We start from the raw sequence: 13,382 nt of genomic DNA on the forward strand, positions 1-13,382 counted from the left end.
ATTTGCCAGTGGACGACGCGCCGCAGCACCTCGACCGTCGAGGTCGGCGTTTGTCTAGACAAATCCCAGACGACCGTCCTACTCTGACCACCGATCCAGGGTCCGTCCGGACGCTGAACCGCCCGACATGCGGGCGTCACGCGACGCGACGGGTCGAGGCGACGCCGCTGACACCAAATACGACCGAGGGAGGCACATCGTGGCCCGCAGCGAGCCTGCGCACCCAGCCGCCAGCAGAACAGACGACGCCGGTCGAACAGACGACGCCGGTCGAACAGACGACGCCGGTCGAACGGACGCAAACGAGCGGGCTGCGGCGACGGCCAACACACCCAACGCGGGAGGCCTCGTCACCGCTCTCGTGTCCGCCTTCGGCGACCCCGACGCGATCGCAACACTGCTCGCCGAGAACGCCACCTGGTGGATCACTCCGACCACCGGGGTGCTCGGCACTCCCGCCGTCGGCAAAGAGAAGATCATCGCAGACCTGCGGGTCATCTTCGGCTCGCTGTACGGCGACGTCCAGGTCGACATCCACCACCTGATCGAACAGGACGACCTCGCCGCCGTCCGCATAACGCTGCGCGCCAGCGCGCTGTTCGCCGAAGGCCGCCCCTACACCAACGAGTACTCGGTCTGGGCCCAGGCGCGCGACGGAAAGATCGTGCAGGTCTGGGAATACCTCGACGTCGCCCAGGCGACCGCGCAGTTCGCGCCGCCGGCGAACGCCAGCGCCCCGGGAACGGCCACGAATTGACTGCGCGGGACCAGACGGAAGGCGCCCTCGACGCGGCCGGCGCTGTCGACGCCACCACAGATCTGCGGTTCGACCGCCAAGCCGCGGCCATCACCGGTGCCGGAAGCGGCCTGGGCGCCGCCTACGCGACCTACCTCGCCGCCCGCGGCGCGCACGTCATCGTCAACGATGACGTCTCTGCGGGTTCCGGCCGCCGAGCTGGTGCGGTCGCTGTGCGACGCGGCCGACGGTTGTCCGGGGGTGAGACTCCCCCGGGCTACCCGGCGACTCGAACGCCGAACACACAGATTAAGAGCGCAGTTCTGGCGACAGCTCATCGAAAATCGCGTAACGACCGCCTCCGTGGCGCTTAGCCTCGTACATCGCAGTGTCGGCGGCGATCATGAGTCGCCCGGAGTCACTCAGCGCCTCGCCGGACAGCGCCACACCGACGCTGGCGGTGACGGATATGACCTGCCCGTATCTGGATTTGGTGAGATTGACGGCATGGACCAAGGAGTCGGCGAGAGCTCGGATCGGGGCCATTCCAGCGACGACCGGGCGGAGGATAGCGAACTCGTCGCCCGCTATGCGGGCCACGGTGTCGCCGCGAGAGACAGTTTGGGTGAGTATCAATGCCACTTCGCAGAGCACGTCGTCGCCTGCCTGGTGGCCCAGTGTGTCGTTGACGGCCTTAAAGCCGTCGAGATCAATGAACAGGAGGCAGACCCGATCCCGGTCCTGGCCGATACCGCATATGGCCCGGCGAAGCCTGTCGAGCAGTACCTCCCGATTCGGCAAGCCAGTGAGGCCGTCGCGCCGGGCACTTCGACGGGCCTCTGCCGTCGCGATCCATTGCGCATCATCCAGACCCGCCCTGACCACCCCCGTCGAAATCTGGTTAGCCACCAGTTCAACGAAGTCGCTGCGTTCGAGGTCGGTACCGAGGCATCGACCGACCCCAGCGATGAGGAGTCCGATCGGGGGTTTCGAGCGATGACTGACGAACGGCCAGATGACAATCCCTCGCGGCGGTGGTGACGCGCATAGCCCGCCAAGAAGCGGCTCAGGGAGCCGTTCGACGACGCGTACCCGGCCAGACGCCAGCGCCGACGCGAGATCGTGCGGCGGGCTGGGATCGAACACGCCCAGTATACCGAGGGCATCGTGTGCGTCCTCCAGGCCCCACGTGGCCATGGCGCGAAGTGGCCGTCGCTGCTGAGGCTCCTGGATGAGTATTGCTCCGAAGGGCAGGTCGTCGCGAAAGTGATCGAGTACGGTCGCGGCTGCCCGGCAGACCGCCCGCCGACCTCGCCTGCCCGACATTGCTGCGCCGATCTCGCGCAGACACGCGAGACGCCTTGCAGCCAGGACCGCGGGAGTCGTCTCAAGGAATGTCGCCAGGATTCCGGCAACAGCACCCCCGGCGGCGGTATCGCGAATCGGGCTGAAGGAAATCGTCGCAAAGCATACTTCGGGATACCCGTACCGCTCGACGGTTAACTGCCAGTTCTCCGTCCAGGTCGCGCTATCCCCGGAAACCACTCGGGCCAGTATGGGGTGTATAGTTTCCCAGATATCTGGCCACGCCTCTCTATAGGGAAGTCCAAGAACGTACGGATGACGTTGCCCCAGCAGTGGAATTACGGCATCGTTGTACAAGTAGATGTAGTCCGGCCCCCAGTGGACGACCATCGGGAAACGGGACTCCAGGCAGATCGCCACAGCCGTCCGAAGGCTGGGGCTCCAGTCCGTGATCGGGCCGAGGGAGGTGGTAGACCAATCCTTCTCGGCAATTAGCGACCCCATGCGACCGGCAGAGGCTACGATCCGGGAAAAGTCCGCGCCACAAGAGGCAGCCGAACCGTTTCGGTCACCGGACAGGGCCCAGCCGACCGGGCCAAGCTGCCCGTACGGCCCACTGAGATTATTCTGAGACTCCACCGCCCTCACTCTTCTCGGGAAGCCGCGTCGACTACGATTGATCTATAGTTAACCGCCCCTCACCCACAGGCCCCTTCCCTCTCTTGGCTTGCGCAACCGCGCGCCTCGCGTCGCGACCACTATCGGGGAGATCGCCGTCGACCCAGCGCGTGCGCCGATGACCGTCTTTCAGCCATTTGAGACCTGAAATTTGACAATGATAGCCTTTATGGCCAACTTGCACCAGACCCCCCTGACGCTGATTTGCCCGAAAAGATCCGAAATGTTTTGACCCGCGGGTTACGCCAGGGCGGCCGATTTCGTACTAAATGCTGACCCGAACGTAGGTGAGGCTGCGGCGCATCGGGATTGCTTCAAGATTGGTTTGTGCCACGAGGCGCCGCGTTTCGGGTGGAGGGGGGAGACCTTCGCCCTTGGCCTGTTGCAGCAGGTCGAGGTAGTTACGGCGGCTTCGCCGGACGACCTGGGTCGCTTCCTCGATCTGGGCGCGGTCGCCGGCGGCGAGGGTGTGCAGGTCGTCCTCGACGTCTCACGAATCCTGGTACGGATCTCGCCGACCGCGCCCAGTTCCACCACCACAGCGCCAGGGCCGACCGTGTCCCCATAGCCAGGCGATGCGCCGGGGATTTGACGGACGCCAAGACTCCCGTGGAAATCGACGTCGCGGGTTGCTTGGCCAACGAATCCCGGTCAGAACGGGCGCCTGCGCCAAGGCGGCGTGTGCTTCGACCGTCAACAGCGGCGGGTCGGGCGGAATCCACCTGCCTGGGAATTAGGAGAGGCATCGCACGAGGTGGCCCCGGACATCTACGATGCGGCTGTTTCGTCCGCTGTCGTAAGTGGCAGAAAAACGTTCTTGTGATGCACGAACTCTTCGATGCCCGCTCGGCCACCTTCCCGGCCGAAGCCGCTGTGCTTGGTTCCGCCGAACGGTGCGGACGCCGTCATCTGCGGGAATGCGTTGATCGACACGTAGCCCGCCTCGAGCTCCTCTGCGACGCGGTGAGCGCGAACGACGTTGTTGGTGTGCACATAGGCGGCGAGCCCGAAGTCCGAGTCATTAGCCTTGTCAATCGCGTCCCGCTCGTCCGAGAACGGCGTGATGGCGAGAACGGGGCCGAACACCTCTTCGCGGGCGAGGCGGCTGCGATTGTCGACGTCGGCGAAGACCGTTGGGCGAATGAAGCAGCCGTTCTCCAGGGGTCCGAGCAGCCGTTCACCGCCGACGACCAGGCGAGCTGCCGAACGGGCTTCATCGACATAGTCGAGAATGCGGCGGACCGCAGCCTCGTCGATGACTGGCCCCATCAGCACCGCAGGGTCCAGCGGATCGCCGATCGTCGGTGACTCGGCGATCGCGGTGACTCGGTCAACGACCTCCTCGTAGACACTGTCCTGAACGAGGAGGCGCGTCGGGAACAGGCAGCCCTGACCGGCGGCCATGACCGCTCCCATCATCGCCGACATCGTCGTCGCGTTGTCAAGATCGGCATCGGCGAAGATGATGTTGGCTGACTTGCCGCCAAGTTCGAGGACGACCGGCGTCAACGATTCCGCGGCCACCGCCATGACCTTTCGGGCCACAGCGGGTCCACCGGTCAACGACACCTTACGCACCAGGTCGTGTCGGATGATGTGCTCCGCCGTGGATGCGTCACCAGAAAGCAGGTTCACCACGCCTTCGGGAATGCCGGCTTCGTGAAGCAGCTCGACGAACCGGATAAGCGCAAACGGGCCTCGCTCTGGGCTCTTGATGAGGACGCAGTTGCCGGCTGCCAGCGCGGCCGCGATCTTCATCGATGCGTTGATGACCGGCCCGTTCCACGACACCAGCGTCGCCACGACTCCGTACGGAACGTACTGGACGTAGTCCAGCGCGCGGGCCGGATAGCTCGACACCAGCTCGCCGGCAAACTTGTCGCTGTACCCGGCATAGAACTCGAAGTTGTCAATCGCCATGTCCAGCGGGCTGGCCGATACCGGTGTGCCCGTTTCCAGCGCGGTCACGATGCGCAGTTCGTCCGCGTCGCGACGGAGCAGCTCGGCCACTCGCCACAACAGGCCGCGCCGCCGGTCGGCGGGAGTGTGCCGCCATGCACGTGCGGCGGCCGCCGCAGCGCGCGCGGCCGCGTCGACCTCGGCAGCGCCGGCGATCGGGAACTCGGCAAGTACCTCACCCGTTGTCGGGTCCCGGCGCGCCATGACCCCACCGCTCGCAGTCGTGACGTGCTCGCCGCCGATGATCAGGGCGGGCTCGGGCAAGATCTTGAGCACTTCGGTCCGTTGCCGCACGGCCATCTGACTCTCCCTGTCTGACTGTTGATCGGTCGTTCTCCTGCGGGCCGGAGCTGTTCCGAGGTGTTGGAGCACGGTCAGTCGAAAAGGACGACTCCGCGGATGTTGCGGCCGTTGCGCAAGTCGTCGTATCCGTCGTTGATCTGGTCGAGCCGGTACGTACGAGTGATCATCTCGTCGAGCTTGAGGACGCCGCGTCGATAGAGGTCGAGGAGCTCCGGGATCGCCGTTCGGGGATTGGCCGAGCCCCACAGGCACCCCCGAACCTGCTTTTCCCAGAAGGTGAGCTCCGCGAGGCTCATTGTCACGGTTTCCTGCCCGCGCGGGGCGGTTGACGTCACGACGACCCGGCCCCGTTTCGCGGCGAGGCCCATCGCCGGACCGATCATCTCGCCCGCGGCGAGGGAGGACGTGATCATGACGGCATCGGCCATGACTCCTCTCGTCCTGCCGACGAGATAGGCCGCGGCATTCGCGATGTTCTCGGTCGCGTGGGTCGCGCCGAACTGCAGTGCCTGGGTCCGCTTGAACTCGACTGGGTCGATCACCACGATTTCGGTGGCGCCGGCCGCGCGAGCGCCTTGTACAGCCGATATACCGAGGCCGCCGCAACCGATCACGACCACCGTCTGTCCGAGGCGGACGTCCGCGGCGTTAACGGCGGTTCCCCATCCAGTTGTCACGCCGCAGCCGACTAAAGCGGCCCTGTCCAGCGGGATATCATCGTCGATCTTGATCGCCGCAAGTTGGTTGACTACGACGTACGGACTGAACGTCCCCAACGAGGTGTACGTCGACACGTCCTGGTCCCCGACATGGACCCGGTATCCGCCGTCGGACAGCGCCCGGCCCGTCATAATGTGAGCGCCGTTGTCGCACAGATTCTGGTGTCCTGACACACAGAACGCGCAGACGCCACAGGCTGGGATGAATGTCAGGACGACATGATCCCCTTCCGTCAGCTGGTCGACTCCGGGCCCGACCGCGTCGACGACGCCTGCACCCTCGTGGCCGCCGACGATCGGATAGGGAACACCGGGAATGTCGCCGGTCACGAGATGCTCATCGGTGTGGCAAAGGCCGCTGGCGGCGAGGCGGACACGGATCTCGTTGCGTCGCGGCTCATCCAGCGTCACGTCTTCGATCTTCCACGGCTCACCGACGCCCCAGAGAACCGCTGCCTGTGTCTGCATACGAACCCCTCACCTCTTCCGCTACCGCCATAGCGTGACTTATCGCTATAGACACCGAGAAACTGTCCTGAATCTTGGTGGTGTGCACTGGCCGTGGTCCGCTCCTGATCGTGCCGATGTGTTGGCGCGGTCTACAGGTACGGGCTGGTGACAGCGCCTATTCGCCGACAGCGGCTTGGCCGGCACGTTCGTCGACTGACTGGCCGGCATGCATTCCCTGGCCGAGGTACTCCGCGACCAGCCGCGTCTCGTCCAACGTCGAGGGATGGCCGGCATGTGTGACGGTGCCCTTGCGCATCAGGTGGACTGAGTCAGCCATCGCGAGTGCGCGCTGCACGTACTGCTCGACGATAAGCAGGGACCGGCCCTCGGCGGCCAGCGCGGCGAGCGCGGCGAAGATGACATCCACGATCAGCGGCGCCAGCCCCATGGACACCTCGTCGAGCAGCACCACCGATGCCTGCGAGAGGATCGCCCGGGACAGCGCCAGCATCTGCTGCTGGCCGCCGGACATGGTGCCGGCGACCTGCCGCCGTCGGTCGGCAAGCAGTGGGAACGCCTCGTAGGCGGCATCGGGGCTCGCGGGCCGGATCCAGGGCGGGGTGCTCAGCCGCAGGTTCTCCTCGACGGTGAGCGCGCGGAAGATGCCGCGCCCCTCGGGGATCAGGCACAGCCCACGCCGGGCGCGCTCGGCGGGCGACAGCCGGGTGACGTCGTCCTCGCCGAGGTGGACTGTCCCGCCGGTCGCCGGGACCGTTCCGCTGATCGCGCGTAGCAGCGTGGTCTTGCCCGCGCCGTTCGCCCCGACCAGGGCGACGACCTCGCCCCGCCGCACGACGAGGTCCACCCCGCGCAGCACGGTGACGCCCCCGTAGCCCGCGGTCAGGCCACGGACGGTCAGGACAGGCTGCGCGGGCTCGTTCACAGGAGCGGGAGCGGCGGTCACCGCGCCTCGACCTTGACGTGGCTGTCGCTACCGGACGAGGCGTCGGCCCGGTCGGTGCCGTCCATCGGTCCCCCTGTCCCGAGATAGGCGGACCTGACCAGGTCCGACGCGGTGACCTCGGCCGGGCTTCCCGCGAACAGCGGCTTGCCGAAGTCGAGGACGAAGATGCGGTCGCAAAGATCCATCACCAGCGACATGTCGTGCTCCACGAGCAGAATGCCGACGCCGCGCGTGGCGACGACACGCCGCAGGAGCGCGCCGAACGCCTTTGTCTCGTGGGCGTCCAGGCCAGAGGACGGTTCGTCGAGCAGCATCAGGTCGAACGGTCCGGCGAGGCAGCGGGCCAGCTCGGTGAGGCGGCGTTGTCCGGTGGACAGACTGCCCACCACGCGATCGCTGAGATCAGCGATGCCGCACAGATGCAGCGCCTCCCGCGCCGCCCGGTCGATGAGGTGCCGGCTGCGGCCGGCGAAGATCTGGTTCAGCGGTCCGCGGCCGGCGAGCGCTGCCTCGCGACCGAGCCGGACGTTCTCCAGGACGGTGAGGGAATCGTAGAGCTGCATCTGCTGGAACGTCCTGCCCAGGCCGGCCGCCGCCCGCGCCGGCGGGGAGGCACCGGAGATGTCTCGGCCGTGCAGGTGGACCCGGCCCTGGGCCGCGGGATTCAGCCCGCAGATGGCGTCGAAGGTGCTGGTCTTGCCCGCGCCGTTGGGCCCGATCAGGCCGGTGATCTGACCGGCGGGTGCGGCCAGGGCGAGGTGGTCCACGGCGACCAGCCCGCCGAACCGCACCCGGAGGCTGTCGACGCGTAGTCCCTCGCCGACCGGGCGCCCCGCAGCGCCGGGCGGGCTGGGAAGATCCGTCTCATTCGGATCCGGCGTGGCGTCGGGCGCCGCGGGCACCGGCCCTGTGCCGCGCTCGCCGAGAAGCCGGGCGACGCCCGCCGCGCTGAACCGCACCCATCCCGGCACGTGCCGCGTCTGCGGCGCGAAGGCGAGCAGGACGGCGAACAGGCCGAAGACGATCTGCAGCCAGTAGCCCACGGACCCCGAGGTGACGTAGGCGGGGATCAGCATGAGGCCCGCCGCCTGCACGAGCGCGTACCATGGCGCCCCGCCGACGGCCAGCACGATCAGCGCGAGGTAGGTCAGGGACAGCGTCGGGTTGAAGGAGGTCGGGTCAACCTGGATCAGGCTGACGCCGAGCAGCGCCCCCGAGATGCCGGCAAGGAACGCCGAAATGCAGAAGACGAGTACCTGGGTGGTGGGCACGCTGGTCCCGCCCATGGACAGTGCTGTCGGCGAGTCACCGAGCGCGTTCAGCAGCCGGCCGAGCCGGGTGCGGGTGAGCGCGATGACAACGGCTGTGGCGACGGCGAGGACCGCCAGAACCACGTAGTAGAAGCCGGTGTCGGACTCCAGGTCCAGCCAGGACAGATGCGGCCGGGGCATGGGCACCCCGTAGCCGTTGAGGCCGAACATCAGACTGGTGTTGTAGAACATGTTCTGCAGCAGCAGGCCGAAGCCGAAGGTGGCAAGCGCCAGGTACAGGCCGGACAGGCGAATCGCCGGGATGGCGATGACGGCGCCAATGGGGACCACCACGAGCCCGGCGACGAGTAGCGCCAGCAACCACGGCAGGTGAGCCTCGGTCGCCAGCTTCGAGAAGGCGACCGCCCCGATCGCCCCGAATCCCGCGTGGCACAGGGAGACCTGCCCGGACGTTCTGACCAGCAATCCGAGCGACAGGAACATGATCGCTATCGCGAGGAAGCCAGCCCACTGGCCGATGTGGTCGCCGCTGAACTGCGGCACGAACGCCAGGGCGGCCAGGGCGATCAGACAGAAGAAGATCTGCGTGCGCAGCGGGGCGGTCCAGGCCGCGCGCGGCAGCGGGATGCTTTGCAGGCGGGTGGCGAGGCGCCGCCGGGGAAGCACCACCAGGACTCCGAACAGCACCACGAACGGCAGGCTGGCCGGCAGGCCGGCGAGGTATTCGCTGGACGAGGCGTACCTGGTCAGGATCGCCGACAGAACACCGACGGCGAGCCCGCCGGCGTAGGCGAGCGGAAGACTGGCGAACGCGCCGAGGGCCGCGGCGGCGAAGGCCTGGGCGACCAGCGCGGTCAGCGTCACCGGGTCGAGGTTGGTGCTCTGCGCGAGCAGGATTCCTGACATGAGCGCGCAGACGGTGCCGATCATCCAGGCGATCCGGCGAACCGTTGTGGGACGGGTTCCGGCCAGGTCGAGCAGGGCCGGGTCGTCGACGACCGCCCGCATGGCCATGCCCAGCCGAGTGCGATGAAGGAAGACGTAGAGCGCCAGCGTCAGGACCAGCGCAAGGCCCATGATGATCAACTGGCTTGCGCTGACGTACGCGTCGAAGACCTTGAAGCGGTTGTCCGGCAGGAAGGTCGGGAAGGTCTGAGACTCGGTGCCGTGGGCCAGCAGGAAGGCGCCTTCGATGACGAGCACGATGCCCAGCATCGCGACGATCCGTACCGCCAGGGCGGCACGTGAGAGGTGCCGCGCGAACAGTTCGAACACGTAGCCGAGCACGGTGCCCAGCACGACGGTCGACAGCAGCGCCGCTACGGGCCAGGGCAGGCCGTGCGAGACGTTGAGGCTGTAGAAGACGTAGGCCGCGAGCGTGCCCAGGGCCCCGAAGGCGAAGTTGAACACACCCGAGGTCTTGTAGGTGAGAACCAACCCGACGCCCGCGAGGCCGTAGGCCGACCCGCTCGTCAGGCCAAGGATGACAAATGGCAGCAGGTCGCGCATGCGGACCCCCAACTACGGCTGTGGACGGGAAACCGGCGGAGGGCGGCATGGGATGACCAGGCCGCCCCTGGTGGTCAGCCGGTGGGCAGGCAGTCGTACTTGCCGGGATTCGGCTCGACCCACGCGCCGTTGTGGACCTTGGCCGTGAAGTAGCAGCTGATCGGCGGGTTGGGGCTGCCGGCGGCGCCGAACGTCAGTGGCGGGGTCACACCGTCGACCATCCAGCCCTTGGGCAGCGCGTGGATCGCGTCGACCAGATCCTTGGAGGTGGAGCTCGGAGTCAGCTTGCCCTGCTCGGCGATCGCCTTGTACACCTCGAGCGAGGCCCAGGTCTGGGAGATGTTCGCGTTGAAGGTCTGGGACTTCGACAGATCCGGGGCGTACTGGGCGATAGCGGCCTGGAGGGTCTTCTCGACCTCGGTCTCCGTGCCGAACCAGGGGAAGTTCTGCTCTTCGACGAGGGCGCCGTCCAGGGCCGGCTCGGTCAGCCAGCTGTCGTCCGCGGACGGCCCGTAGCCGACGACCGTCGGCTTGAATCCCTGGCTTGCGCAGTCCTTCAGGATGCGAACGGTCACCGACGCGGAGTTCGCGACGTAGAGGGCGTCGACCCCGGCCTGCTTTGCCGCGAGGCACTGCGCGGTGTAGTTCGGCGCGGAGGACGCCACCGTTCCGGTGTACGCGATGGAGATCCCGTTCAGCGCCGCCGAGTACTTCGCGGTCGCCTTGGTCAGCACCTCCGTCTGGGAGGCGCAGGCCGGAGCCTCGGTGCAGTACATGACGCCGAACTTCTTGCGGCCCTGGGAGGCCGCGAGGCTCACCACGCCGGCCGGGTCGGTCGCGCCGGTCGGAAACAGCAGCGGCTCGGTCTGGTACAGGCCCGCGCCGTTCGTCTGCCCGCCGATCACCGGGATCCCGGCGGCGGTCACGAGCTTGTGCCAGCTGGCCACGGTGTTGCTGACCGGGCCGACGATCGCTGTCACCTTGTCGGACATGAGCGCCTTGGCGGCCGCTATGCCCTTCGACGGGATGCCGCCGTCGTCCTTGGCAATGATCTTCACGGGGTGGCCGTTGATGCCGCCATGAGCGTTGGTCCACTGCGCCCACGCGTCGACGAGGGGGGCCGCGCCGCCGATCGAGCTCGCGTAGGTGCCGGTCGCGGACGTGATGTTGCCGATGACGAAGGGCGTGTCCGATCCCCCTGACCCTGCGGACGACGAGCCGTCGGAAGACGAGCAAGCCGCCGCTAACACGGCAGCCGCGAGTAAGGGAAGGCCGAGGCGGGAACGGCCCGCCCGCCGCCAGGGGCGCGCGGAGTCTGTGGTGGCACGGCGGTCTTGGGGCATGGAAGTCAACTCCTGGTTCCTCGACGTGTGGTAGATCGTTGAGCGGGGCGCGCCGGCTGCCCGCAGGCGGTCCGGCCCGCGCCGTGTGGTGACGGCCGGCGGCCGCAGCACGGTCCTGCCTGGCTGCACTCGTTCCCGGCGCCCGATCAGGCTGGGCCGAGCGGTCGGCACCGGCAGCTGGCCGGCTCCGGCTCCATCACCCGCCACGTGGCGGGTGGGGCTGTTGCACCGACACCGACACGTTCGACTAGGCGCGCCAGTACAAGCCGTCGCCGCCGGTTCCCCGGTTCAGATCGGTTCAATATGACCTGGCGGTCCATGCCGCGGCGTAGCCGGGCAGCGAGAAGGCGGACGAGCGACACAGGTCGATCACATTGCGCTCTTTCGCCTCATGTCCGCGTATCGCGTCAGGCAGCGCCTCGACCAGTTCCAGCGGGACCTTCACGACACCGTGGCCGTCACCGTGTAGCAGGTCTCCGGTCGCGACAGCGACACCGCCGATCTCGACGGGTTGCCCGGTCTCGAGGACCTTCACGAAGCCTCCGCCGACGTCGACGCCGCCAGCGTAGGTCTGGAACCCTACCTCCTGCATTTCGTCGATGTCACGCACCGGGCCGTTGGTGATGCCCGCGGTACAGTCGAGCGCCTTGTAGAGATTGGCTGCGACTTCTCCCCAGATACAGACACGGCCCCGCCAGTCACCGACGTTCTCGGCGACGAGGATACGCGGCCCGGGTACCGCGAGGATGTGATCGTCGTGAGCCCCGGGAATATCCAAGGCCGTCAGGCCGCTCGACTCGGGGTTGTCTCGGCCGGTCCATACCTTCCGGGTGGCAGCGAAACCGACTCGTCGGCCGAGCCCCGGCGAGATGCAGCGGACCACGTTGCGGTCGAGGCTCTCCAGCTCGGACGGGTGCTTACCCAGTCGCTTGAGTCCGTTCAGCACTGACGGCGTGCTGAACGCCAGAAGTGCCTCGACAGCCTCTCGGTCTGGAATTCCCACAGTCATGTCAGCCATTCCGATGTGTGCACGGTGGGTCCTGCCTCGTCGTTGTCTCCGGCTGTGAAGGACGCCTGGTCGTCGAGCGGGCGCATGGACTACGACCGGACCGCGCCCCCATCCGTTCCTGATCCGGGCGGGCGGCCCCAAAAACCGAACGCGGTTCGGAAGGTAGCCCCGCGACAGGCGCCCGTCAAGAGGCGCCGCTGCCCGGACGTGACCACGAGCACCAGCTCCTTGCGCGACCGAACCGCGTTCGGTAGTCTCGGCGGACCGGTTTCGCCGCGCTCCGACCGGCAGACCACTCCTCGTCGAGTTCCCCCGGAAGAAAGGTGGATCTATTTGTGCCCAACGGAGCCGGGCGTTCCTCGCGTCCACCAAAGGCAAGGAGGCAGGAAAAGGGTCGGACGAACGAGGAGCGGAGCGCCCAGTCGAAGCAGGCGATGCTCGATTCGGCGCGCCAGCTGTTCGCCGAAAAAGGATACGCGGCGACGTCCATCATCGACATCGCCGAGCGCTCCGGCATCAGCGTCGGCGGCCTCTATCATCACTTCGGGAGCAAGAAGCAGATATTCCTCGCGCTGTGGGCTGAATACCAGCGCGCCCAGGAAGAACATACGCGATCGGCGGTGGCCGCGGCGCGCAAGGCCGATGCCACCGGCAAGGAACTGCTCCTGGCGGGAGTCGAGTCCTACCTTCAGGGAGCGTGGCTGGCGCGGGACTTCGAGCCGATGGTGGTGCTCGGCACCGACGCGCCTCCCGGTTTCGACGGGATCCTGGCCGAGGCCGACCGTCAGTGGGCTCGGCAGAACCGGGCGCTGTTGTCGGAGTACGATCCCCAGTTGGTGAACGCCGCCACGGTGATGTTGGCCGGCGCACTGAAATCGCTCTGCCTCGAATTCCCTCACTGCCGCAGCGACGCAGAAGGCAAGCGCCTGATAGACGACGCGCTGAAGCTGTTCTCCAGCATGCTGGCACTCCTGTAGAAGATGGTTGGCGACGGTCCGCGAGCGGCCTGCCTGTCGCCGCGGCTGTGTCGGCCGGACAGTGCCACACCGGACCGCTCGCCCGGCATGTCCATGGCGCGCTCGATCCGCTGGTGGCTGGGCGGTCTTCGAACCGGCGCGCTGGCAGACGTCATCGCG

The 13,382-nt window shown here is 67.2% G+C and carries 9 protein-coding genes; 2 read left to right on the forward strand and 7 right to left on the reverse strand.

Translation table 11 applies throughout. From position 1 onward, the window contains the following. The first annotated feature begins 199 nt into the window (after positions 1-199). A complete protein-coding gene (locus ACG83_RS33495) occupies positions 200-757 on the forward strand; it encodes a nuclear transport factor 2 family protein (protein ID WP_161934824.1) in 558 nt (185 codons plus the stop codon). A 288-nt stretch (positions 758-1,045) separates the two neighbouring features. Here the strand turns inward: ACG83_RS33495 and ACG83_RS41725 are convergent, their stop codons facing one another. The 7 genes from ACG83_RS41725 to ACG83_RS33535 form a co-directional block, all read right to left on the reverse strand. Further along, complete coding sequence (locus tag ACG83_RS41725) at positions 1,046-2,431, reverse strand: GGDEF domain-containing protein (protein ID WP_161934825.1); 1,386 nt, start codon at positions 2,429-2,431, stop codon at positions 1,046-1,048. A gap of 1,056 nt (positions 2,432-3,487) precedes the next feature. Beyond that, positions 3,488-4,978: an aldehyde dehydrogenase gene (locus tag ACG83_RS33510; protein ID WP_054570251.1), complete on the reverse strand. Its 1,491-nt coding sequence runs from the start codon at positions 4,976-4,978 to the stop codon at positions 3,488-3,490. 74 nt (positions 4,979-5,052) lie between these two features. Beyond that, positions 5,053-6,168: an NDMA-dependent alcohol dehydrogenase gene (locus ACG83_RS33515; RefSeq protein ID WP_054570252.1), complete on the reverse strand. Its 1,116-nt coding sequence runs from the start codon at positions 6,166-6,168 to the stop codon at positions 5,053-5,055. A 157-nt stretch (positions 6,169-6,325) separates the two neighbouring features. Further along, the gene (locus ACG83_RS33520; RefSeq protein WP_054570253.1) at positions 6,326-7,114 is read right to left on the reverse strand and encodes an ABC transporter ATP-binding protein; all 789 of its coding nucleotides are present in this window, start codon (positions 7,112-7,114) and stop codon (positions 6,326-6,328) included. After that, positions 7,111-9,894: a branched-chain amino acid ABC transporter permease/ATP-binding protein gene (locus ACG83_RS33525; protein WP_054570254.1), complete on the reverse strand. Its 2,784-nt coding sequence runs from the start codon at positions 9,892-9,894 to the stop codon at positions 7,111-7,113. Before ACG83_RS33525 ends, ACG83_RS33520 begins: the two co-directional genes overlap by 4 nt. 74 nt (positions 9,895-9,968) lie before the next feature. Next, positions 9,969-11,237 carry an ABC transporter substrate-binding protein gene (locus tag ACG83_RS33530; protein ID WP_131831125.1) on the reverse strand — a complete coding sequence of 423 codons (1,269 nt, stop codon included), beginning with the start codon at positions 11,235-11,237 and terminating at the stop codon, positions 9,969-9,971. Between the two features lie 298 nt (positions 11,238-11,535). Further along, a complete protein-coding gene (locus tag ACG83_RS33535) occupies positions 11,536-12,246 on the reverse strand; it encodes an RraA family protein (RefSeq protein WP_054570256.1) in 711 nt (236 codons plus the stop codon). Positions 12,247-12,680: 434 nt separating this feature from the next. Between ACG83_RS33535 and ACG83_RS33540 the strand changes: the two genes are divergently transcribed. Further along, positions 12,681-13,223 carry a TetR/AcrR family transcriptional regulator gene (locus ACG83_RS33540; RefSeq protein ID WP_054570257.1) on the forward strand — a complete coding sequence of 181 codons (543 nt, stop codon included), beginning with the start codon at positions 12,681-12,683 and terminating at the stop codon, positions 13,221-13,223. The last annotated feature ends 159 nt before the right edge of the window (positions 13,224-13,382 follow it).

The sequence above is a fragment of the Frankia sp. R43 genome (assembly GCF_001306465.1).
In the GTDB taxonomy this organism is placed as follows: Bacteria; Actinomycetota; Actinomycetes; order Frankiales; family Frankiaceae; genus Parafrankia; species Parafrankia irregularis.

Coding starts and splice junctions, on each gene's coding strand:
- ACG83_RS41725 (WP_161934825.1), bottom strand. CDS start 2,431: ATGGTCGTCCACTGGGGGCCGGACTACATCTACTTGTACAACGATGCC.
- ACG83_RS33510 (WP_054570251.1), bottom strand. CDS start 4,978: ATGGCCGTGCGGCAACGGACCGAAGTGCTCAAGATCTTGCCCGAGCCC.
- ACG83_RS33515 (WP_054570252.1), bottom strand. CDS start 6,168: ATGCAGACACAGGCAGCGGTTCTCTGGGGCGTCGGTGAGCCGTGGAAG.
- ACG83_RS33525 (WP_054570254.1), bottom strand. CDS start 9,894: ATGCGCGACCTGCTGCCATTTGTCATCCTTGGCCTGACGAGCGGGTCG.
- ACG83_RS33530 (WP_131831125.1), bottom strand. CDS start 11,237: ATGCCCCAAGACCGCCGTGCCACCACAGACTCCGCGCGCCCCTGGCGG.
- ACG83_RS33535 (WP_054570256.1), bottom strand. CDS start 12,246: ATGACTGTGGGAATTCCAGACCGAGAGGCTGTCGAGGCACTTCTGGCG.
- ACG83_RS33540 (WP_054570257.1), top strand. CDS start 12,681: ATGCTCGATTCGGCGCGCCAGCTGTTCGCCGAAAAAGGATACGCGGCG.